General features: G+C 41.8%; 21 protein-coding genes. 8 read left to right on the top strand and 13 right to left on the bottom strand.

Annotated elements, in window-relative coordinates; genetic code table 11:
* Positions 1-285: 285 nt before the first annotated feature.
* The gene (locus ACM5QX_RS13215) at positions 286-1,752 is read right to left on the bottom strand and encodes an ammonium transporter (RefSeq protein ID WP_414753907.1); all 1,467 of its coding nucleotides are present in this window, start codon (positions 1,750-1,752) and stop codon (positions 286-288) included.
* Positions 1,753-2,268: 516 nt separating this feature from the next.
* Entirely contained in the window at positions 2,269-2,796 is a 528-nt protein-coding gene (gene purE, locus ACM5QX_RS13210; RefSeq protein WP_414753906.1) for a 5-(carboxyamino)imidazole ribonucleotide mutase, read from the bottom strand.
* 123 nt (positions 2,797-2,919) lie between these two features.
* Here purE and nagA point away from each other — a divergent pair, with 123 nt between their 5' ends.
* Positions 2,920-4,119: an N-acetylglucosamine-6-phosphate deacetylase gene (gene nagA, locus ACM5QX_RS13205; protein WP_414753905.1), complete on the top strand. Its 1,200-nt coding sequence runs from the start codon at positions 2,920-2,922 to the stop codon at positions 4,117-4,119.
* Positions 4,120-4,150: 31 nt separating this feature from the next.
* On the opposite strand, the gene ACM5QX_RS13200 is transcribed toward nagA, so the two are convergent.
* Positions 4,151-4,462, bottom strand: coding sequence for a P-II family nitrogen regulator (locus ACM5QX_RS13200; protein ID WP_011319696.1), 312 nt, complete (start codon positions 4,460-4,462; stop codon positions 4,151-4,153).
* Positions 4,463-4,466: 4 nt separating this feature from the next.
* Positions 4,467-5,435, bottom strand: a complete 969-nt coding sequence (locus ACM5QX_RS13195; protein ID WP_414753903.1) for a sodium-dependent bicarbonate transport family permease — start codon at positions 5,433-5,435, stop codon at positions 4,467-4,469.
* A gap of 339 nt (positions 5,436-5,774) precedes the next feature.
* Between ACM5QX_RS13195 and ACM5QX_RS13190 the strand changes: the two genes are divergently transcribed.
* From ACM5QX_RS13190 to ACM5QX_RS13175, 4 genes are all read left to right on the top strand, one after another.
* Entirely contained in the window at positions 5,775-6,983 is a 1,209-nt protein-coding gene (locus tag ACM5QX_RS13190) for a 4-hydroxy-3-methylbut-2-enyl diphosphate reductase (RefSeq protein WP_414753902.1), read from the top strand.
* Between the two features lie 421 nt (positions 6,984-7,404).
* Entirely contained in the window at positions 7,405-7,860 is a 456-nt protein-coding gene (locus ACM5QX_RS13185; protein ID WP_414753901.1) for an EVE domain-containing protein, read from the top strand.
* Between the two features lie 507 nt (positions 7,861-8,367).
* Positions 8,368-9,450 carry a M4 family metallopeptidase gene (locus tag ACM5QX_RS13180; protein ID WP_414753899.1) on the top strand — a complete coding sequence of 361 codons (1,083 nt, stop codon included), beginning with the start codon at positions 8,368-8,370 and terminating at the stop codon, positions 9,448-9,450.
* A gap of 133 nt (positions 9,451-9,583) precedes the next feature.
* Positions 9,584-9,886: a protealysin inhibitor emfourin gene (locus ACM5QX_RS13175; protein WP_414753897.1), complete on the top strand. Its 303-nt coding sequence runs from the start codon at positions 9,584-9,586 to the stop codon at positions 9,884-9,886.
* Here the strand turns inward: ACM5QX_RS13175 and ACM5QX_RS13170 are convergent.
* Entirely contained in the window at positions 9,881-10,807 is a 927-nt protein-coding gene (locus ACM5QX_RS13170) for a cobalamin-binding protein (protein WP_414753896.1), read from the bottom strand. The genes ACM5QX_RS13175 and ACM5QX_RS13170 overlap by 6 nt on opposite strands.
* Before the next feature lie 443 nt (positions 10,808-11,250).
* On the opposite strand from ACM5QX_RS13170, the gene ACM5QX_RS13165 reads away from it, so the two are divergent.
* Positions 11,251-12,972, top strand: coding sequence for an ATP-binding protein (locus ACM5QX_RS13165; protein ID WP_414753895.1), 1,722 nt, complete (start codon positions 11,251-11,253; stop codon positions 12,970-12,972).
* Positions 12,973-13,037: 65 nt separating this feature from the next.
* On the opposite strand, the gene ACM5QX_RS13160 is transcribed toward ACM5QX_RS13165, so the two are convergent.
* Positions 13,038-13,472 carry a GNAT family N-acetyltransferase gene (locus ACM5QX_RS13160; protein WP_414753894.1) on the bottom strand — a complete coding sequence of 145 codons (435 nt, stop codon included), beginning with the start codon at positions 13,470-13,472 and terminating at the stop codon, positions 13,038-13,040.
* 58 nt (positions 13,473-13,530) lie between these two features.
* On the bottom strand, positions 13,531-16,536 hold the full coding sequence (pruA, locus tag ACM5QX_RS13155; RefSeq protein WP_414753893.1) for an L-glutamate gamma-semialdehyde dehydrogenase: 3,006 nt from the start codon (positions 16,534-16,536) through the stop codon (positions 13,531-13,533).
* 270 nt (positions 16,537-16,806) lie between these two features.
* Between pruA and ACM5QX_RS13150 the strand changes: the two genes are divergently transcribed.
* A complete protein-coding gene (locus tag ACM5QX_RS13150) occupies positions 16,807-17,517 on the top strand; it encodes a hypothetical protein (protein WP_414753924.1) in 711 nt (236 codons plus the stop codon).
* A 10-nt stretch (positions 17,518-17,527) separates the two neighbouring features.
* Positions 17,528-18,340, top strand: coding sequence for a class I SAM-dependent methyltransferase (locus ACM5QX_RS13145; RefSeq protein ID WP_414753892.1), 813 nt, complete (start codon positions 17,528-17,530; stop codon positions 18,338-18,340).
* 161 nt (positions 18,341-18,501) lie between these two features.
* Here the strand turns inward: ACM5QX_RS13145 and ACM5QX_RS13140 are convergent, their stop codons facing one another.
* The 6 genes from ACM5QX_RS13140 to ACM5QX_RS13115 all read right to left on the bottom strand — a co-directional run bounded on the left by ACM5QX_RS13140 (position 18,502) and on the right by ACM5QX_RS13115 (position 23,364).
* Positions 18,502-19,263 carry a phycobilisome rod-core linker polypeptide gene (locus tag ACM5QX_RS13140; RefSeq protein ID WP_011319684.1) on the bottom strand — a complete coding sequence of 254 codons (762 nt, stop codon included), beginning with the start codon at positions 19,261-19,263 and terminating at the stop codon, positions 18,502-18,504.
* Between the two features lie 109 nt (positions 19,264-19,372).
* Positions 19,373-20,086 carry a phycobilisome rod-core linker polypeptide gene (locus ACM5QX_RS13135; RefSeq protein ID WP_011319683.1) on the bottom strand — a complete coding sequence of 238 codons (714 nt, stop codon included), beginning with the start codon at positions 20,084-20,086 and terminating at the stop codon, positions 19,373-19,375.
* Positions 20,087-20,124: 38 nt separating this feature from the next.
* Positions 20,125-20,868, bottom strand: coding sequence for a phycobilisome rod-core linker polypeptide (locus ACM5QX_RS13130; protein ID WP_414753891.1), 744 nt, complete (start codon positions 20,866-20,868; stop codon positions 20,125-20,127).
* A 92-nt stretch (positions 20,869-20,960) separates the two neighbouring features.
* Positions 20,961-21,800 (bottom strand): phycobilisome rod-core linker polypeptide, encoded by an 840-nt coding sequence (locus tag ACM5QX_RS13125; RefSeq protein WP_414753890.1) that lies wholly within the window; start codon positions 21,798-21,800, stop codon positions 20,961-20,963.
* A 36-nt stretch (positions 21,801-21,836) separates the two neighbouring features.
* On the bottom strand, positions 21,837-22,439 hold the full coding sequence (locus ACM5QX_RS13120; RefSeq protein ID WP_414753889.1) for a HEAT repeat domain-containing protein: 603 nt from the start codon (positions 22,437-22,439) through the stop codon (positions 21,837-21,839).
* Between the two features lie 94 nt (positions 22,440-22,533).
* The gene (locus tag ACM5QX_RS13115; protein ID WP_414753887.1) at positions 22,534-23,364 is read right to left on the bottom strand and encodes a HEAT repeat domain-containing protein; all 831 of its coding nucleotides are present in this window, start codon (positions 23,362-23,364) and stop codon (positions 22,534-22,536) included.
* Positions 23,365-23,375 lie beyond the last annotated feature (11 nt).

Genomic DNA, 23,375 nt, shown 5'->3' with positions numbered 1-23,375 from the left:
GTGTTTATTTGCTATTGTTTATTGACATCACAAATTTACAAATGGAAAATTTAACTGACCTAAATAGGAGTTTAGGAAATTGATGGCACTTTTGTAAATATTATTTTCAGGAATTCTGAAAAATTTATTATAGATTGTTTCTCCAATTATTCATGTCTCCTTCATTGAGTCTTTAATTAACAAAATTTGACGAGTTAAAGGGGCGATCGCCTCACATTGTCAATATCATTTCCAAGAAACTTCTGTAAAGATTGATCAGATAAAATATTGAAAATATTTGCCATTTTATTCCTCCTCTAAAGTTTTATTTTCAGAAATTTTTGTCTGGTCTTGTAGTTTGCTCACCTCTTCAACTGAGTAAACATCAGGCCACACTGAAACACCATGTTCATAAGCATCAATGCCGATACGATCTGCTTCAGCATTAACACGTAAGTATCCCACAGCTTTGAGACCACCATACATCAGAAAGGCAAAAGCGACGGTGAAAACCGTAATCGCTACTATCCCCAGCATTTGGATACCCAGCAAATCAAACCCACCACCTAAAAATAGCCCTGCTTTTTGATTAAGGGTGAGTTCCGCTTGTCCTAAAAAGCCTATGGAGAGAGTACCCATCATGCCACTGATACCGTGGACGGAAAATGCTCCCACTGGGTCATCGATGTGGAGTGACTCAATTAAACTCACTCCTAATACAACCGAAATCCCCCCCGTGAAACCAATTAGTACAGAAGCCCAAGGAGCCACATAAGCGCAAGGTGCTGTAATTGCTACTAAACCAGCTAGAGAACCATTGAGACAGTAAACTAAATCCCACTTACCTGTACGAACATACAGAAAGATTAATGCTGTTAGTGCGCCTGCACCTGCTGCTAATGTTGTATTAATAGTTACTAACCCAATTAACCCCGGATTAGCAGTACCAAGGGTTGAACCAGGGTTAAACCCGTACCAGCCAAACCAGAGAATCATCGTTCCCAAAGTTGCCAAGGCTAAATTATGGGCTGGTGGTAGTTTTCCCCAAGGAGGACGGTCGGGACGAGGCCCAAGCAAATATGCCCCAACTAGTGCTGTCCAGCCACCTACGGTATGAACAATTGAACCACCGGCGAAATCGTGGTAACTGAGTTTGCCTAACCAGCCATTGGAGTTCCAAGCCCAATGCACGATGATTGGGTAGCTAATAGCACCCATAATCGCACTATAAATTAAGTCACCTATAAAGTCGGTTCTACCAGCCATTGAACCAGTAGTGATGGTACTGGCAGTAGCAGCAAAGGCAAACTGGAAAAAGAACAAAGTATAGGTGTTGATAGCAGCTGTAGAACCAGGTGCGCCCAATGGGTAGCTACCATCAGCACCCGGTAACTGGTTGAGAAAGAATGTATCTATACCAAACAAACCACCTGCACTTGTACCAAATGCGATACCAAAACCCACTGCCCACCATGCCAAGACTGTGACAGCAGCGTCAATGAAATTTTCTAGTAGGGTATTAACTACACTTCTTTGGCGAACTAGACCAGCTTCTAACATGGCGAAGCCGGTTTGCATGAAAAATACTAAAAACCCAGAAAGTAGTACCCAAGTAGTATCAATGGAAATTTGCAGTTTGATTGTAGTTTCTGATAAAGATTCTAGGGTAGGAGTATTTGCCGCTTGCACAATTGTCGGTGCAAAAACAGCAAATACCATCGAGCCAATCGCTAACACCAATAGGCGTTGCCAGGGTTGAATATGCCTATTCATCAGCTTATTTTTTCCTGTGTTTATAGCCATAATTGATGTTAGTAGTAGCAGACTTACCCTTGGTGGTTAGGTGAACTAAATAATGTAGACAAGATTTGGTCGAAATTTTTATTGAAGTTTCCCGAAAACTACCCCAACTTCTCATCTCAAGAATCAGAATCTGAGGTTTAAGAAATTGCGTGACTAATTTCTGTGATGAGAGTTGCTGTTCGGTTAACTTATCAATAAATTTGATTGATTGTCTATTTACCTAAACATTAATTCTGTATTGGCTAATACATTTTTTTGTTTAAACATACTTCTATGCACCATAACTGGTCAAATCAAATACGGAAAACTTATGTAAAGTCATCAATTCACCATAATCATGGCTATTTATATAGCGAATTATTAAGTTTAAATAAAAAAAATTAGTTTCTGTTAATAAATCCGAGACATACAAAAATTTTGGTGTTACTGAAACATAAGGGAGAGAGGGAAAAAGTTTATTACTCATCTCTCCATGCTTCCCACTCCTTATTTTCCAAACATCTCCTGTTGCAAATACTGCTTGTAACCCAGTTGTTCTAACTTTGCTTGCTTTGTCATTACTGATGTAGATAAGTTTTGACGGTATGCTTGGACTTTAGTTAATAATTCTGGCTGTTGAGTAGCGAGGATTTGCACAGCCAATAGTCCGGCATTTTTGGCGTTACCGATCGCCACCGTAGCCACAGGAATACCCCCAGGCATCTGTACAATTGAATATAAAGAATCCACACCTTGTAAGTTTTTTGTAGCGACAGGCACACCAATTACTGGTAGAGGAGTTAAAGATGCTACCATGCCGGGAAGATGGGCGGCACCGCCTGCACCAGCAATAATTACCTTGATACCCCGATGGTGTGCTGTTTGGGCATATTCCACCATCCGTTCTGGGGTGCGATGGGCAGAAACGATCGCCACTTCATTTTCTACACCAAATTCCTCACAAATAGCGATCGCCTCTTTCATCGTGGGCAAATCTGAATCGCTGCCCATAATAATGCCAACCAAGGGAGCCATAATAATTCAAAATTCAAAATTCAAAATTTTTACCCACAATAAAGCTGTGGGTGCAATTATCATCTCACATAGAGTTACTATTCAACGAATGAGGGGATAGGGGAGACGAAAGAGGGGTAACTTATGAACAATTACCAATTAACAATTACCGATTACCAAATACCAAATACCGTACACAAACCTACAGATATTATTAATGCTAGAATTCCTGGCTACCAAGATTTGCAGATGCTTGTGGTGAATCAGGGAGGCATAATTGAACAAATATTGCCGATGAGGGCTGGATTTAACAGGGTTGCGTCACCAGAGTTACAAATTATAGATGTGGCTGGAGATTGGATTTCTTTGGGTGGCGTTGATTTGCAAATTAATGGTGCTTTGGGCTTGGCGTTTCCTGATTTGGCGGCGGAGAATGCCTATTTATTAGAGAAAATTTGCCAATTTTTATGGGATGTGGGAGTAGATGGATTTTTACCTACACTTGTGACAACTTCAGTGGAAAATATCCAGCGATCGCTTGCTGTTATTGCTGATTTTATCTCTACCACACAACCTGGTTCCCAAATTTTAGGCGTACATTTAGAAGGCCCCTTCTTAAACTATCAAAAGCGGGGCGCTCATCCAGCCGAGTATTTACTACCTCTGACCATAGAAGAAGTCCAAAGGGTTTTGGGAGATTATGCCCATATTGTTAAAGTCATCACCTTAGCGCCAGAGTTAGATCCTACTGGGGAAGTCATCCCATATTTACGTTCTTTGGGAATCACCGTCAGTTTAGGACATTCTCTGGCAACAGCTAACCAAGCCCAAAATGCTTTTGCATTGGGTGCAACAATGGTAACTCATGCCTTTAATGCCATGCCTCCCTTACATCACCGCGAACCGGGACTCTTAGGGGCAGCTATAACTAATCCTCATGTCATGTGTGGTTTTATTGCCGATGGCCAGCACATTTCACCCATCATGTTGCAAATCCTTCTCCGTGCCAGTCAAGGGATATTTCTCGTTAGTGATGCCCTCGCTCCTTTGGGGCTAACGGATGGAGTGTATCCTTGGGACAGTCGGCAAATAGAAGTTCAAGGGGGTACTGCAAGGCTACCAGATGGTACATTATCAGGCACAACCTTACCTTTATTGGTAGGGGTAGAAAACTTAGTGAATTGGGAAATTTGCGATGTAGAAACTGCGCTGTTACTTGCTACTGATGCCCCCAGAAAGGCAATTGGTTTGCCAGGAATGACACCGGGTCAACCTGCGAATTTATTGCGCTGGCATTGGGATAGTCATGGAAAAAAACTTACATGGCAGCGATTGTTCAGCTAAAGGAAAGCCAATTATTAATGGCGAATTGCTTTTATAAAGAGGCAACGCATTTTACAGAGCGAATTTCCATCACATCGGAGATATAACAAGTACCGCCAAATTTATTGAGCAGGGGTTTGATATTTTCTGCTACTGGTTTGATATACTCTGGCTGACAAAACGCAATAATATAAACGTTATCGAGCATTGTCATATCTAAATCTTCTGTCGTTCCCCGTAATCCCTTACCCGCAACATTACGGATGACGGCATGACCATACACTCCAGATTTGTCTAAACTTTCTAAAATTTTGCTCAATTCAAAGGCATTAGCAATAATTTCTATCTTTTTCACTAGCTGCATATTATTACCTCCAAAATAGGTTAATTCCGTACTGGTATAATGGAATGCCCACAATGATATTGAACGGAAATGTCACGGCCAGAGCGGTAGAAACATACAGGCTGGGGTTGGCTTCTGGAACAGTTAACCGCATAGCTGCTGGGACGGCGATATAAGAAGCACTAGCAGACAACACAGCAAATAATAGGGAATCGCCCTCCGGCATACCAATGAATTTGGCAATTAGTAAGCCAATGCCGGCATTGAGTATTGGAATTAGTATGGCAAATAAAATCAGGAAAAATCCGGTTTTTTGCAAGTCTTTAATTCTTTTGGCTGCTACTAATCCCATATCTAAGAGAAAGAAGGTGAGAGCGCCGTAAAATAGGCCTTGTGTAAAGGGTTCTAAGACTTGCCAACCATGTTCTCCTGTTAAGAAACCAATGAAGAGGCTACCGACTAACAAAAAGACGGAACTATTCAAAAATGCTTCTTGTAAAACCTCTGACCAGGCAAATTCTCGCTTTTCATCAACGGTGAAGAGATTGACCAATATCAGACCAACAATAATGGCTGGAGATTCCATCAGGGCCAGGGCTGCGACCATGTAACCATCAAAAGTAATCCCCAACTCACTTAAAAAGGTGCTGGCAGTGATGAAGGTAACAGCACTGATAGATCCGTAAGTGGCAGCGATCGCCGCCGCATCGTAAGTATCCAGTTTCAGTTTTAAAATAAAGAACGTGTAAATGGGAACAAAGCAGGCCATTAACATCGCCGCTAGAAGCGTGAAAACCACTTCCTGAGTCACCCCACTCTTAATTAGTTCTACTCCTCCTTTAAAACCTATGGCGAATAGCAAATAAAGCGATAAGGCTTTAGGTATAGGCGCAGGAATTTCCAGATCCGACTTGACAAAAACAGCAAGCATTCCCAGAAAGAAAAAGAGTACTGGCGGATTCAGGATGTTTGACATGATCAAGCTGACATCCATTTTCTCTCCTCCACATACTGATGAAGTCGGTAGTTCAAGGAATTTTTCATGTTTGAAATTTTCATGTGTGACTCATGATGTAGCGTGTATCGTCACCTCATGTCAATTAGGTGTCACATATCTCAGGAGTTGAATTCCTTTTTCCTGACTTGAAAGAGGGTATAGGGGTGTAAGGGTGTGGGGGTATAGGGGGAAGATATCTTTCATCTATGACTGTGAAATTTTTTCATCAGGACTGCCTGCTTTTATAATTTTTTATGGTTAAACTGAGGATTTCTGCAACTAAAAGGCCTCTTGGCGCGAGAGAATCAGAAAGAGAAGATATTAAAAAATACAACAATGGATACAAAAACTTTTAAGCGTACACTACAACATTCTGAAAATTACAACCGTAAGGGTTTCGGTCATCAGGCAGAAGTAGCTACCCAATTGCAGTCTGAGTATCAGAGTAGCTTAATTCAAGAAATACGCGATCGCAATTACACTCTGCAAAGAGGCGATGTCACTATCCGACTAGCCCAAGCTTTTGGTTTTTGCTGGGGTGTGGAACGTGCTGTAGCTATGGCTTACGAAACTCGCAAGCATTTCCCCACAGAACGTATTTGGATTACCAATGAAATTATTCATAATCCCTCTGTTAATCAACGAATGCAGGAGATGCAGGTAGGATTTATCCCTGTGGAGGCTGGTAACAAGGACTTTTCCGTTGTTGGCAATAATGATGTGGTTATCCTCCCCGCCTTTGGCGCTAGCGTTCAAGAAATGCAGCTACTCAGCGAAAAAGGTTGCAAAATTGTTGACACTACTTGCCCTTGGGTGTCAAAAGTTTGGAATACAGTAGAAAAGCACAAAAAAGGCGATCACACCTCAATTATTCACGGCAAATACAAGCACGAAGAGACTATTGCTACTAGTTCCTTTGCTGGCAAATATTTAATCGTCTTAAATTTAAAAGAAGCCCAATATGTCGCTGATTACATTCTTCATGGTGGCAACCGAGAAGAATTCTTACAAAAATTTGCCAAAGCTTGTTCCGCAGGATTTGACCCTGATAAAGATTTAGAACGAGTCGGTATTGCTAACCAAACAACCATGCTCAAAGGCGAAACTGAGCAAATTGGTAAACTGTTTGAGCATACCATGTTACAAAAGTATGGGCCTGTAGAATTAAATCAGCATTTTCAAAGTTTTAATACCATCTGTGACGCTACCCAAGAACGTCAAGATGCAATGCTGGAATTAGTACAGGAAAATTTAGATTTAATGATCGTCATTGGCGGTTTTAATTCATCTAATACCACCCAGTTGCAACAAATATCTCAAGAACGTGGACTGTCTTCTTATCACATCGATGTTGTGGAGCGAATTAAATCGGTAAATTCCATCGAACATCGGCAATTAAATGGAGAATTAGTAACAACAGAAAACTGGTTACCAGCAGGAAAAATTGTTGTGGGTGTTACTTCTGGAGCTTCTACACCAGATAAAGTAGTGGAAGATGTGATTGAGAAAATTTTTGCGTTGAAAGCAACAGCAGCCGTAGTTTAGACATTAATAAGGTAGGATTTACATACCCAGGTTGTCTGTTGAGACTGGGTGTAATACCGTTTCTTGATGTAGCTTGTCTGGCGTAGCCATAGATGCACTTTATTCTGTACTGTAGAGACGTTGCATGCAACGTCTCTACATCATTTATTCGGCGCAACTGCATAGAGAATTGGCATAAGGGTATAGGGGTGTAAGGGTTTTAAACATTTACACTCTTATACAGATACTTGATGAAGATGCACTTTATTCTCTACTTATTTATTCGGCGCAAATTCATAGAGAATTGCTATTACAACCTTTTCCAAACCCTAGCATCTTCCCTGCCTAGAAAAATCTGATTAAGACAAAATATCAGATAAAAACTCGCACACACTACACAATAAAGTTTAAATTTACCCTTTATTTTAAAAATCTCAACTCGATGAATTATTGGTTAATGAAATCAGAGCCGGAAGTTTATGGTATTACTCATCTACAAAAAGATCATCAAACTATTTGGGATGGTGTCCGTAATTATCAAGCTCGCAATTTTATGCGACAAATGCAACCAGGGGACTTAGTTTTTTTCTACCATTCTAATACCAATCCTCCGGGTATTGTTGGGTTAATGCGTGTAGTCAAAACAGATATTACCGACCCTACTCAGTTTGATTCCAGTAGTGAATACTATGACCCAAAATCAACTCCAGAAGCCCCACGTTGGCAAACAGTAATAGTAGAATTTGTAGAAAAATTTTCTGATTCCATCTCATTAACAACTCTAAAAGAAAATTTTAGTTCAGAGGAGTTAATGGTGGTAAAACAAGGAAACAGATTATCGGTAATGCCTGTTTCTAACTCAGTAGCACAGAAGATTTTGGCAATGAAAAATACCTGAATTATTAGGTATTTCTGGAATTAATTAAAGAAATACAGGACTTACGCAACTGGCACAATAGTAGGGTGCGTCAGATGCGGAAAATCCTCTAATGTGTACGAAATTATTGGGGCTGACGCACCCTACAGTTACTCATGGTTTTGGTAGGTAATGCTCACCCTACTTTATTCTGGACTGTAGAGATGTTGTATGCAACGTCTCTACATCATTTATTGGGTGCAATTTCATAGAGAATTGGTATAAGCTTTGCCATGCCTCAAAAATATCTGGTGTGAATACATAATATGCTTTATTTCTGAGTTCATTAACTATTAAGAAACTAGAAATATATGTATTTCCACAGAATATTCTATCTGCGATCGCTCTTTAGAAGTACTGTTTACTTTTTAGCAAGATATTGGAAAATGAAGATTAGAAACGGTTCATCAAACTATTAACCAGGGAATTGCCATCTACCTTATTTCCTCTCCTTTCTTAATGCTGAATTCCTTCAGGAGAATAGATTAGATGGCTAGAAATAAAAATAAATCATCTAGATTGAAATGTAATCATACAGTCAATACTAGATGTCCTATTTGCTGTGTCATTCCACCGCATATATTAGAAAATATTGCCCTTAATGGTACGCCACTGCAAAGAAATTGGGCTTTTCAAACATTGAATGTTTCAGCCCAATTGCGCGGACGGAGAAACATCGTTGGCAACGTCTTTCTATCTCCTTCTCCTGGGGAAAAAAGTCGTACTATTTACGATGCTCAAAACACTGAAAAATTGCCAGGAAAGATAGTCCGTGTTGAAGGTGATCCTCCTAGTAGCGATGTGGCAGTCAATGAAGCTTATGATGGGGCTGGAGCTACTTATGACCTGTTCTACGAAATATTTGAGCGCAATTCTATTGACGATAAAGGATTACGTTTAGATTCTACAATCCATTTTGGTGTTAAGTATGAAAACGCCTTTTGGAATGGCGACCAGATGGTTTATGGCGATGGTGATGGTGAATTATTTGATCGCTTTACCAAGTCAATTGATGTTATTGCCCATGAACTAACTCATGGTATAACTCAATATGAGGCAGGACTAATATATTACGGCGAACCAGGAGCTTTGAATGAATCTTTTTCTGATGTGTTTGGTGCTTTGGTCAAACAAAGGGTAAAAAATCAGAAAGCTGGAGAAGCTGATTGGCTGATTGGTGATGCTTTATTAATGCCTACAGTCAAAGGTGTAGGTGTCCGTTCCATGAAAGAGCCGGGAACAGCTTATGATGATCCTGTTTTAGGAAAAGACCCCCAACCAGGTCATGTAAAAGACCAATATACAGGCTGGGCGGATAATGGCGGGGTACATATCAATTCAGGGATTCCCAATCGTGCTTTTTATCTAGCAGCAGTAGAGATTGGTGGCTATGCTTGGGAAAAAGCAGGTAAAATTTGGTATATTGCTTTGCGCGATCGCTTACGTGCTAAAGCTGATTTTACAAAGGCGGCTGATGTCACTACCCAAGTTGCTAGCGAACTCTATGGCGACGGTAGTCTAGAACATAAAGCTGTACAGAATGCTTGGAAACAGGTGGGAGTTTTGAGTTAATTTGTCATAGCCTGCAATTAATCTAACGCCAACGTCATTCGTCATCCCATATTTACCCAATAATTACGCCTGAGTGAATGACTCATTTTTGTTAAACTGGGAGGTGAAAATATCATCTTCCGGTCTGATTTAAATGCGGGTATTATTGGAACGCACAGGCGGATTTGCGGGGATTAGTAAGAAAATTAATATTGATACCAGCCAAATACCGCAGCAGCAGGCTGAGGAACTATCCCGACTGGTGACAGCAGCAGGTTTATTTCAACTACCAACACTTCAAGGTGATGGCGTTCCACCCACCGCAGGCGATCGCTTTCAGTATCAGATAACTTTAGAAGATAATGGTAAAATCCATACGATAATTGTTAACGAAGCAGTATTACCTCATAGCTTAAAAATGCTGATTGAATGGCTAAATCAAGCAGCTTCTTTATAAAGGTTCCCAAGCAGTACCCTTGTAACCATAATCAAAAATTTCTGGATGTAAAATCTCTGACAATATCTCTAGAGAATCTACCAGTCGGGGGCCTGGACGGTTGAAATAGGAATTACCATCAGTGATGTAAACTCTACCAGTTTGGCTGGCGTGCAGTTTTTTCCATTCTGGGTTTTGAGTGAATAGTTGGGCTTCTTGACGAGTTCGTTGTAAGTTAAAGCCACAAGGCATGAAAATTATAATATCTGGATTACTAATTAAAAGATTTTCCCATTCCAAATGTGGGGAAGGCTGACCTATAAGGGAAAATAGTGTTTGTCCCCCAGCTAAGTTGACTAATTCAGGAATCCAATTTGCTGCGGCCATCAGTGGGTCTGTCCACTCAATACAAGCCACAGTCGGTACTTCTTCTAGAGAAAGCCCTTGAATTTTTTGTTGGCAAATTTTGACACGGGCTTCTAAATTATCTAGTATTTTTACTGAGTCTACACCAAAGATATGAGCTACGCGCTCAATATCCTGCCATACATCCTCAAGCAGATTAGGTTGCAAGGAAATGATTTGGGGAGAACTTTGGGTAAGTTCTTTAACCGCTTCTTCTACATCTTTGAGGCTGACTGCACAGACATCACACTGGTCTTGGGTCAAAATATGGGTAGGCTTTAATTGCTCCAAAACGTCTAATTTTACCTGATAAATACTCAGCGCAGATTGCAGTACATTATTCACTTCATGATGAATCTCGCTGCTGGAAGCATCACTATTCAGCCGTGCTTGCGTACAAGTTGGACGATTTTGGATTTCTGGGGGATAATCACATTCATGCGATCGCCCGACAATAGCATCACTCAAGCCCAAGTTTGCTAAAATCTCTGTTGCACTAGGAATCAGAGATACAATTCTCACACTACTATTTTCCATTAGACACCTCTACAACAGCATCTGTGTTCTTAATTCAATTGTTACAGACTTCTAATTCTGGGGTATCTTTCTTCAGGGGAGATTATTTGGCGAAAACCAAAATAGTGAAATCGCAAGCATCACATATTGGTTGGAATGCCCCTAGCTACCCTAGTAATAAATTTACTTATGTTAAATTTATTATGATCAAGTTATAAAAACTTTAAACTTTTTACTTCAGTATGATCGCTTACTACCATTGTGGCGATTATAGTTATAAATGATGAAATTGCGGAACAGATGTTACAAAATCTTGTTCAATTTTTTATCTTAGAAATTATCACCTTTAAGAAAAAAAGATTTTCCAGATATGTAAAACCTTATCTCGTAATTGTATCTACAAAAACAGTTCTATTTTATTTAAAGAACTGCAAGGCAAAGTGATTTCTTTCCAGGAACAACACATGCAGGTGGTAGTGGTTAAAGATATTACAGCAAGCCAGGCAAATCAAGAGGGTATGCGAATCACAGAAAGCGTGCGCCGCAAACAAAATCAGACCCTAGTGCAATTGGCAAGAAGCAAAACATTCCAGCAAGGGCCTCTCAATGCTGTGTTACAGGAAATCACAGAAGCTGCCGCTCAGACACTTTCAGTCGCACGAGTTAGCGTGTGGTTATACAACCAAGATGGTTCAGCCATTGAGTGTATTGATTTATATGATGTCAGCCAGCAAATTCATAGTTCTGGCCAGTCTCTATTAAAGGAGAGTTATCCCATTTACTTCCAAACATTGGAAGAAGAGCGCAGCATTGCTGTATATGATGCCATTAACGATAAAAGAACTCAGGAGTTATCCGCAACTTATCTATCTGTCGCTGGAGTTGTATCTTTGCTTGATGCCCCCATTTGGGTAGGTGGTCGTTTAGTAGGAGTAGTGTTTCATGAACACTGTGGTGAATTACGCCAGTGGACTGTAGATGAAGAAAATTTTGCAGGCTCAATCGCTGATTTTGTCTCTTTAGCGATGGAGACAAGAGAGCGTAATATTGCTCAAGAAGCACTACGAAAGAGCGAAGCACAATTCCGAGCCATTTTTGAACTTTCCTCTATTGGTATTGGACTTGTTGATATGAAAGCTCAGATAGTGGATGCGAACCCTGCTTTGTGCCAAATGTTGGGATATCAACGAGAAGAATTATGTGGTAACCGTTTTACAGATTATATTTCCCAGCAAAGGGGAGATGTAGAACGTTACAAGCAACTTATGACCGAAATTTGTATAGATGCTCAACAACACCACGAAAAGCCGCACCTGGAAATCGAAAGAGCTTTTTTGCATCGAGATGGTAGGTTAGTGTGGACGAGGTTGTCTGTTTCTGTAATTCCCGGTTCTTACGGTGAACCAGAATATTTTTTAGCAATTATTGATGATATTACTGACCGGAAACAAACAGAAATGAAACTGCGTGCTTCCCAAGCCGCAGCCGAAGCTGGTAGCCGTGCCAAAAGTGAATTTTTAGCGACGATGAGTCATGAACTGCGGACACCGCTTAACGCAATTATGGGATTGTCACAGTTATTACAACAAGAAATAGTCGGCTCTCTCAATGAAAAACAACAAGAATATATAAGTTGTATTTATAGCAGTGGGGAACACCTGCTGGCGCTGATTAATGATATTTTAGATTTATCAAAAGTGGAGGCAGGTAAAGAGGAGTTATTCCTGATTCCTTTGCTAGTAATAGATGTGTGTAACGATGTTTTACTAACAGTACGCGATCGCGCTATCTCCAAAGGCTTAAAACTTACTCAAGAAATTGATCCAGAGGCTAGTATTTGCATAGCTGATGACCGCCGGATTAAGCAAATGCTCCTGAATCTACTCACGAATGCAATTAAATTCACCTCGGTAGGTGAAGTATCTTTGACTGTCAAAAGAGTGCCTGAAGGGATTAATTTTATCATCTCGGATACAGGCATTGGCATTGATTCAAATCAATTTCCACTTTTATTTGAACCATTTAAACAACTAGATAGTCGGTTAAATCGTCAGTATGAAGGCACTGGGTTAGGTTTAGCTTTGACTCGGAAATTAGCACGGTTGCATGGTGGTGATGTAACGGTAAAATCTACCCTGGGTGTGGGGAGTCAATTCACTTTATTTCTGCCAGATCAGGAAATATAAATTGAGAAGTTTGTATTTTTGATTTTCAGTCAAAACCCATGCCGATGATTTAAATCCTTGTAAGATTAGATTTTCTTTCTCATCTCTATATGGGGAATACTAGCTTCTATAAATATTTCTCCTACTTCGGTAAAATTTAATTTTTGGTACAAAGATTTGATATATGTCTGGGCATGGACTACAGCTTCAGTAATATTTTTATGAGCGATTATTTCTAATGCTTTCTCCATAATTTTCTGACCGATTCCTTGCCCTCTAGCTATAGATAAAACAGCCAATCTTTCGATTTTGACGGTCTTATTATCTAAATATCTAAGTCTGGCAGTACCTACAGCTTGATCATCTAAGTAAGCGATTAAATGCTCACAAATATCGTCTTTACCGTCAAACTCTAAAGCAGCATCTACTCCTTGTTCTTCCTGAAACACAATTTTCCTAATTGTTGCAACTACCGGAAATTCTTCAGGCAATTGAGCAACTTTAATTATGACATCTGACATTACAAATTCATCTATAAATAAACACAGGTAGGGCATTTGCCCCACCTATTTTTATAGCTTATTCTGCACCTTCAATTGGTGCAAAACCTTGGCGCTGAATGTTTTCTGTGATTGTCCGTGGTTCTAGGAATTGCAACAGATAATCAGGGCCGCCAGCTTTGGAACCGACACCAGAAAGCTTAAAGCCACCGAAAGGCTGTCTGGCAACGACCGCTCCTGTAATGTTACGGTTGATATATAAGTTACCCACTTCAAATTCTTCCTGGGCTTGCTGAATATGGGAAGGTGTGCGGGAATAAAGCCCTCCTGTCAAGGCGTAGTCGGTATCATTAGCAATGGCTAAGGCTTGGGCAAAATCTTTAGCTTTAATTACCGCCAACACAGGGCCAAAAATCTCTTGCTGGGCTATTGTCCCATGAGGGGGAACTTCCCCAAAAATGACAGGCCCGACAAAATAACCATGTGTAGGTGCGCTTAACTCCAACGCCACCTGAGATTCTGCCTTACCTTTCTCAATATACTCGCGGATGCGATCGCGGGCATTAGCATCAATCACCGGGCCGACTTGTGTACTAGGTAACTCCGCCTCACCAATATTTAAGGATTTTGTCGCTTCCACCAACCGATGGATAAAAGCATCATAAATGGCTTCCACGACTACCACCCGCGAACAAGCAGAACATTTTTGCCCACTGTAACCAAAGGCTGACTGTACCACCCCGATAACAGCTTGGTCTAAATCAGCACTTTCATCCACAATGATGGCATTCTTCCCGCCCATTTCCGCAATTACCCGCTTCATGTGCCTTTGTTGGGGTTTCAGGGTAGCAGCTTCGGCGTAAATCCGACAACCAACTTCCTGAGAACCTGTAAAGGCAATTAGATGAGTATCGGGATGACTTACCAAATAAGCCCCGATTTGAGAACCCTTACCGGGGACGTATTGAAATACACCTTTAGGTATGCCAGCTTCTAGCAAAATCTCCGTTAGTTTGGCAGTAATCACAGAAGAAGTTTCCGCCGGCTTCAGTAGGGTGCAATTGCCTGTAACCAAAGCGGCAACAGTCATACCGCAGGCGATCGCCAAAGGAAAATTCCAAGGAGAAATCACCACAGCAATACCCCGTGGCTGATAAATATAACGATTAGTTTCCCCTGCTACATCATAATTTATACCTTGATACAGCCGTTCCATCTCATCAGCGTAATAGCGACAAAAATCTATCGCCTCCGAAACCTCCGCATCTGCTTCCTTAACAGGCTTACCCACTTCCAAAACTATCCAAGCCGACAACTCCGCCCGACGCTGTTCCAACAAATCACCAGCCCGACGCAAAATCGCCGCCCGTTCCTTCACCGGAGTCCGCCGCCAACCAGGAAACGCCGCCTTCGCCGCCTGCATCGCTTGCTGCGCCTGTTCCACACTAATCAACCCAACCTTACCAATCACCTCACCAAAATTAGAAGGATTAACAGAATCAATCACCTCTGCCGTCTGCACATACTCCCCATTAATCAGAGGTAAGTATGTCCTTCCCAACTCCCCACGCACCCCCGCAAAAGCCCGCGCCGCCTCCTTTCTCTCCTCCTCTACGGCATAATCAGTATCCGCCGCCCCAAAAGAACCCTTCTCTTCTTTGCGACTACCCTGCGGGAACGCCTCTGGCGAATGCGCCTTTGTGTGAGCCAAATCAACATCTGGAGCCGCCAACAATTCCTCAACCGGCCGATTCTCCAAATTCTGCCGTAAAAAAGAACTATTCGCCGTATTCTCCAACAATCGCCGAATCAGGTAAGCCATCCCCGGCAATAAGTCACCATAAGGACAATAAACCCTCACCCGATAACCCCTATCAACCAAAGCTTTAGCTAACTTATCCCCCATCCCGTACAGCACCTGCATCTCAAACCGCCGCCGGGGAACCTGCAAAGTCTCAGCAATGGCTATAGCTAAAGCTTGCGATCGCACATTATGACTACCAATGGCAGAATAGACATACTGGTGATTTTCCAGCAATATTTGAGTAATCGCCTCAAAATTGGCATCTGTCGCTGCTTTATCATTAAAAACAGGCTGCGGCCAGTGTTTTTGTGCTGCTTTAATAGTCTCTTGATCCCAATACGCCCCTTTTACCAAGCGAATAGTTAAAGGATAACCGCGCTGTTTCAACCAAGCGATCGCATTTCTGGCATCTTGCTCACTATCTCTTAGGTATGCTTGAATTGTGATGCCAATATCTGTACGTTGACGAAACTCATCTTCTAATAAGATTTTTTGCAAAATATTCAAAGTTAAGTCTTTATAAGCATACTGTTCCATATCAAAATGGATAGCTGCCCCTAACTCCTTAGCACGACGTAATAAAATGCGAATGCGATCGCTAACTTTCTCCTCACTACCTTTAGCATCTAATGGGTCAAATTGGGAATAAAAAGCCGTTAATTTCACAGAAACTTGGACTTTTGCTAGCTGTTCGCCATCTGCTTCATCAATAGCCGCAATAGTTCCCCAATTCTTCGATGCTTCTGTTAATTGGCTAATTAATTCTAGATACCGTTCTAGATAAGATTGTGCCTCTGTTTCTGTAATTACCGCCTCACCAAGTAAGTCAATGGTAAAGGCCATTTTTTCTTTTCGTAATCGTTCAACTGTCTTGATGACTTGTTTAATATTTTCACCAGAAATATATTTATGAGCTAAAGTCTCAACTGCTGTAGAGACGGTAGTTGCAGCCACTTGTCCGGGTACAGAGTCAGGGTTAGCAAAATTGAGCATTCCCTTTAAAGCGGCGGGAAGTTCAACAGATTCATCCCCTAAATATTCTTGTAAATGTGCCGCAATTTCCGCTTTACTATGCAATGCAGGTAAAGTATCGATAAACCGAAATAATTGCACCCGTAAACCGGGATTACTCATCGCCCAAGCCAGTAATTTGTCATCCCAACGCATTTGATCACGTAAAGAAGCAAAAAACGAGCGATTTTCTTGAGTTGCTCCTAATAATTGTCTAGCAATTTCTTGAGTTTTCGCTTCGTAGGTGCTGGTTTTTACTTGTAATACCACTGATAGGAACTCCTGAGTTAATTTAAGACTTTATATAGGATCAGTATTTGATTTCTGAAATGTAGGTAGGACAGTCAATGCCCACCGTATCATGGTTGTGGTGGTCATTGCCCACCCTACAGATACTTAGATATTTTCAATAATCAAATCGGATTCCTATATGTAAAGTCCGTGTTTTCTATTGTGACTCGTCAATTTTATTGTCACCACCCATAAGCGATTTAAAATTGCAATTTGCAAAAGTCCTACAGTTATTTAAGTAGGACAATGATGATGGAAATTGCTCTGATGCAGACAGCAGAAAATTTTCTATATTATCAATGGCAACAAACACTGCAACATTTCTCAGTGGACAAAACATCTGCCACCCAGGTATTTACGCACTTAATTCAAGCTTATTCTTCCCCTAATCGCCATTACCACACGCTAAAGCATATTAGTTGTGTCCTCCAGACAATCCAAACTTTAGGAACTTACGCTCAAGACTTGCCTGGGGTGGAACTTGCGGCTTGGTTCCATGATGTAATTTATGATACTCAAGCCCAAGATAATGAAGAAAAAAGCTCTGACTATGCTGGTGAGGTACTCCAGAGTTTAGGTATTCCCCTCAGTTGCATAACCAAAGTGAAGCGCCTCATCCTCAGCACCAAGCATCACCAAGCTGATGATATTGATAGTCAGGTTTTATTAGATGCCGATTTGGCAATTTTGGCGACTAACCCAGTAGATTATCAAGAATATGCTCACGCCATCCGTCAAGAATATGCTTGGGTGTCAGAAACTGATTATGTTCAAGGACGGACACGAGTTTTAGAAAAATTTTTGCAAAGACAGCGTATATATTTCACACCTTTGATGTATGAAATTGCTGAAGAATCTGCTAAAGCTAATTTACAAGCAGAAATTAAACATTTAATGAGTGGAGACATTCCATGCAACGTCTCTACATCATTTATTGAGTGCAACTTCATAGAGAACTAGTATTAGATTTATGGATAACAGAGAATACGAGCAAAAATATAAGACTGATGTAATCAAATTTTTCGACAGTAGAACCAGTTACGACAACGACTATACAATCCGTCGCGCTCTGCCTTTATTAGAACTGATTCCCTTAAAAACTGGGCAAAAAGTCTTGGATTTGGCGACGGGGACGGGTATTATGGCGATCGCTGCTGCTGAAATTGTTGGTTCTACTGGCAAGGTAATTGGCGTAGATTTTTCTTCAGGAATGCTGGCTCAAGCGGAACAGAAGATTAAAACACTAGGGTGGCAAAATATCGAATTAATAAAAGCAGATGCCGAATACATCAACTTTGAAGATGAAAGTTTTGATGTTATTCTTTGTTCTACCGCGATCGTCTATTTCCAAGATATTCCGGCTGCTTTAGGTAAGTGGTATCGGTTTCTCAAAAAAGGTGGAATAGTAGGATTTTCTTGCTGTTCTGAAGAGTCATGCGAAGCGCCAACTCTGATTAAAGCTTGTGCAGAAAATGATATTTTACTCGTTAATATCAATGAACCAACAGGTACTATCGAAAAATGTCATCATCTCATGCAGGCGGCTGGTTTTGAAAATATTGAGGTGAAAACTCAGCAACTTGGTTTCTACCGCAGCCTAGAGCAAGCTAAAAGATGGAATGGCGGATGGTTTCACCCTAGAGAAAATCCTTTATTAAATTTGCCATCAGAACAGATGGAAAAGTTGCAAGCAGAATATTGTCGAGAAATTGAAGCGAAAGCGACAGAGCAAGGTGTTTGGTACGAAAATTTAACTTTTTTCGTCAGTGGTCAAAAAGTATAGTAACCGAAGCTAGAACTTACGCACCCCTAAACCCCTAAAAACAACTGGGTCTAGTCTTCACCCAATGTAACGCCCGGCTAACAGAAAAATTGCTAACTTTTCGTCACATCAACGCAAAAACTAGACCCAGTATCAAATTATCAACACTCAGATTTTAAATCTTAGCGTCTGGTACGGTTTGGCACTGCATTTAGATAATCGATATCAAAAGCAGAGATTCTTTGTGCGTAGTTACCTTGGTTACCAACTGAAGCTGCTAAATCTGCAAACTTCCGAGGATCGCCTTCGCGCAGTTGTTTTTCTTGGGACTTGCGGCTGTAGAATTTGTCCAAGGTAAAGCGCCAGTCGGTTTGAACTGTGCCTGCTTTTTCTTGGAAGTCTTCGCCGTAGCGTGGTGTTACCAAGTTGTAGGGGCGACCTTCCATCCGTTTGCGTTGGTAAGGTACGATGTTTTCGCCAAAGTTTTTGGTGTACTCTTCACTGTCGATGAGTGCATCAACAAAACCGCTAAAACCTTTAGTACCGATAACAATAGACCAAGCGATTTGCTCGTCTTTATTGTAGGAAGAACGACCTAACAGGCGTTTGAGGGTGATGTCAACTAGGCGGTAGTTGTTGTTAACTGAGACTACTAAACGGTAAAAAGCTTCAGACTTAGCTAAACCACGAATGAAATCTCTGACGGAAATAGAACCGTTCTTCACCTGGGATTCCAGAGTTTTTTGGCGGTTGAATTTGAGGATTTCATGTTCGCTGAAGACTTGGCGATAGGAAGCCCAAATGATGTTTTGAATATCAGTGTATGAGCTGACATCTTCTATACGATAGATGTATGGTGTATCTTCATTTTGGTCAGCCGCACCAAAGCTGGCAACCCGGTGATTTTGAGAGCTTGGTTTGTATTGGAGTAATGGCAATGCCATGCTGAGTTATTCCCCTTATTAAAAAGTTAAACAGCTAGCTTTATTAACTGAAAGAGGTTTGATTTCTCAAAATCCTCCTTCATGCTTTACTTATTTTCCCGCATTAGGTTCAGAAGCTAGAACTGATTCCCAACCAATTTAGGACGAATAGAAAAGTCAGTCCGGTACTGATGGCTAGCAATACGCCTAATATTGCCATTCCATCATAATTTTGGTTGGCGCTGTTATTCCAGTTACTCATACGTCCTGGTCTAACAATACCAGCGCGATCGCGGTAATCTGCACCATAACGGGGTGTAAAGCTGAATGGTCGGTCTGTAGTCAACCGTTTGCGTTGGTAGGGTACGGCATTATCACCGAAGGCTTGTTCATACTCTGTACTATCAATTAGTGCATCAACAAATCCTCCCCAACCTTTGCTGGCAATTTGAATTGACCAAGCAATTTTTTCTTCTTCGTTATAGGGAGAGCGTCCCAATAGCCGCTTGAGACTCATTTCCACCAGCCGATAGTTGTTGTTGGGTGTAACAACTAGCTGATAAAAGCGCTCTGACTTGGCTAAACCCCGAATAAAATCCTTAACTGTGATTGACCGATTTTTGAGTTGGGTTTCTAAGCCGATTTGTCTGTTGAACTTGAGAATCTCTTGTTCGTTAAAGACTTGGCGATAGGCAGCCCAAATCAGTTCTTCAATTTCACTGGGAGAGTTGGCATCTTCTAGACGGTAGATATAAGGGGTGTCCTCATTGACATCCGCCGTCCCAAAACTCTGAACTCGTTGATTTTGAGTTGTGGGTTTGTATTCCAATAAAGGTAATGCCATTGTGAAAATCTCCGGTTTTAAAGAAGTAGGTCGGCAACTTACCGCACGGGGAAATTGGCGCTAGGATTTACGGAGATGGGAATCCCTGTTGGTGTGGTGTTCCGAGTTGTATCGGGAATGTTAATATTGGCAGTGCTGACTGGTGTAAAGGTGACGGTCTTAATTTCTATGGATTTAGCTAATTCCAAGAAATTCTTAATATCACCTTCTATGTAGCGCTCACTTTCCAACTTATCGCGCCAGTAGTTGCCGTAGCGTGGGGTGACTAGATTGAAGGGTCTATCTTTGTAGCGTCGCCGTTGGTAGGGGACTATGTTCTCACCGAAGTTGCTCTGATATTCTTCCGAATCTAGCAGCGCATCAACAAAGCCATCCCAACCATTGGTTGCTATCTTGATTGACCATGCAATTTCTTCATCCTTATTATAAGGCGCACGACCCAAAAGGCGTTTCAGTGCCAATTCTACAAGGCGGTAGTTAGAGTTACTCTTGATGACTAAAGTCTTGAAAGCCTCTGATTTTGCTAGACCCCGAACGAAGTCGCGGACGCTGATTGCCCGATTCTTCAGTTGCGATTCTAGGTTGCCTTGGCGGAAAAATTTCAAAATGACGTGTTCGCTAAATACTTGCCGATAAGTAGCCCAAATGATTTCTTTGAGTTCGCTATCGTAGGCGGCATCTTCGATGCGGTAGATTCTGGGGGTATCTTCGTTAGGAACTTCAAAACCAGGAACACGCTGGTTTTGAGAACTGGGTTTGTATTCAAGTAATGGAATTGACATAGTTTGGTTAGTTGTCAGTTGTTGGAGACGCGATGAATCGCGTCTGTACAATTGTTAGAAATGTGATGAATCGCGTCTGTACAGTTATCGCTTCAAGTGGTCTTGTTACCAGGAATATAACGATATGGCAAAGCTACGGCCACTGGTTTAACGGTAACTTCGGGGGTTGTTACTTCGCGGCTGGTGTCAGGAATTTTTATATCTTTAATTTGGGAGGTGACGGAAGCGATGGTGCGCTGGTAGTTCCGTTCTGGGGTGAGGATTTTACCTGCCAATGCCATGAAGTTGGCGGGGATGGCGCGACGAATATCGTCTTTTGTTAAAGTGCCAGAAGTACGGGCGCTGTAGAAGGAACGTCCTCCCAGGGCGGTGAGGGTTTGGCGATCGCGCCAATATGCGTTATACCGGGGGTTAACTAGGTTAAAGGGTCTGTCTTTAAACCGACGGCGTTGGTAGGGTACGATGTCATCACCGAAGTTTTCTCTATACTCGTCGCTGTCTAACAGAGCATCAATAAAACCATGTAAACCCTGAGTGCCAATGACAATTGACCAAGCGATTTCTTCATCTTGGTTATAAGCTGCACGTCCCAAAAATCGCTTTAAGGTGATGTCAACTAAACGGTAGTTGGAGTTGAGTTCTGCTACCTGGGTGCGGTAAACTTCTGATTTGCCCAATCCCCGGATAAAATCACGGACGTTGATTGCCCGGTTCCGTAGTTGAGATTCTAAGAAGGATTGACGATTGCTTTTAATAATCAGGTGTTCGCTGAAAATTTGCCGATATGCTGCCCAAATAATGGCATCAACATCGGCATCATCGATCGCCGCAGCTAACCGATAAATAGTTGGGGTATCTTCGTTTGGTACTTCGTAACCTTCTACACGTTGGTTTTGTGAAGAAGGTGCATATTCCAGCAGAGGTATTGACATTTTTACTTTCACCTTTTCTTATGAAACTCAATTTAACTATTGACTTTGAGCCAATAGAATGCGGGCGCGGACTGCCTTTTCGGTATCAGTTACCAGCATTTCTTTGAGTCTAGTATGGATGGGCTGTTGTAAATCGGGTATGTTTACTAAACCTTGCAGACCGACGATCGCTGCATAGCGAATCGACCATTCTGCATCTTGAGAAATAAACAGCAGTGTTTCCAAAGCTTTTTGGGGTGCTGTTTGGTTGTCGGGAAAATCTAGCTTGTGCCAATGTAAGTTCCCTAATCCTTTAGCCGCAGCCCGGCGGACACTAGGAGCAAAGTCTGTAGCAGCAGCGTCGATTAATACATCTAAAGCACGGGGATCAGCGATCGCCGCGAGTGTGCGAATCGAATAAGCCCGTGCGCCATAGTTATAGTCATCTATTTGAGTGAGTAAATGGGGGACTGCTACTTCTCCCATCTGCACCAAGGCAGTAGAGGCGATTGCTGCTGCTGTTGGGTTGTTATAACCAAATACAGCTATTAAAGTGGGAATTGCAGCTACATCTTTGGCTAGTGCCAATTCCTGTACTGCTTTTACCAGTTTCTCTGGCGTATCTGCCAGAGCAACGCCATTAATTAGTTCATCAGTCATTAGTCAACGTTTAATAGTTAATAGTCAACAGTCAATAGTCAATGGTCAATAGTCAACTACTATGGACTACGGACTATGGACTACGGACTATTGACTACAACAATGAATCCATGAGCTTCATGACCCGGATAGCTTGATCAGATATTGAGAGGGCGTTTGACTCTGCTGACATCTGATGTTCTAGCAATCCTTTGAGGGCTATGAGTTTGAAGCTGTTTTCGGCTTTGGCGTTGGCGATCGCTTCTGCTGCTGCCAAGTATCCAATTGCACCCAAATCTCCCAAAGCAACTCGTCGCAGGTTGAGGTCATTACCTTCTAACACTTTTACCAGCAGCTCTCCATATACTGGTTCTTGCGTCAGTTGATACATTGCTCTAGCGGCGGCGCACTGCACTCGTGAGACTGGATGCTTTAGAAATGGCTGAATCAGAGGAATGGCATCAGTAGCACCAATAGCTCCTAAGGCTTCTAATACTGCTTCGTAGGGTTGGACTAGATGAGGTCGCCCTGTTACTTGCACGGCCTGTGCGACTCCCCCATCCAGTAATTTGATGAGTGCTGGTGCTGCTGCTTTATCTTTGAGCATTTCCAGAGATTGGGCTGCTGCTTCACGCACGTAAAAGTCAGGACAATCCAAGCAGTTAATTAAGCTTGGTACGGCTTTACGATCGCCCAATTTCCCTAATGCCCTGGCTGCATTGCGCCGCAAAGGATAACCACCAAGTTCAGTTCTATCGGCTTCATCCTCTAAGGCTGCAATTAAACCATCAACAGCAGCACCTTCCTTCACCCGATACTTACCTAACCACCAAGCAGCATAATAGCGGAGACTTAAGTCTGATGATTGCAGATTAGCTATGGCTAGTTCTGGTGTTAGCTGTGGCCCGTTGTCTGCGGGAAATTCTTCCACACTGGGTTCTATCATTACCAGGGCGC

It is taken from the genome of Anabaena sp. CCY 9910, assembly GCF_963920875.1.
Taxonomy (GTDB): domain Bacteria; phylum Cyanobacteriota; class Cyanobacteriia; order Cyanobacteriales; family Nostocaceae; genus Trichormus; species Trichormus variabilis.
The sequence above is the reverse complement of the archived record's forward strand: the minus strand, read 5'-3'. Positions and strand labels throughout refer to the sequence as shown.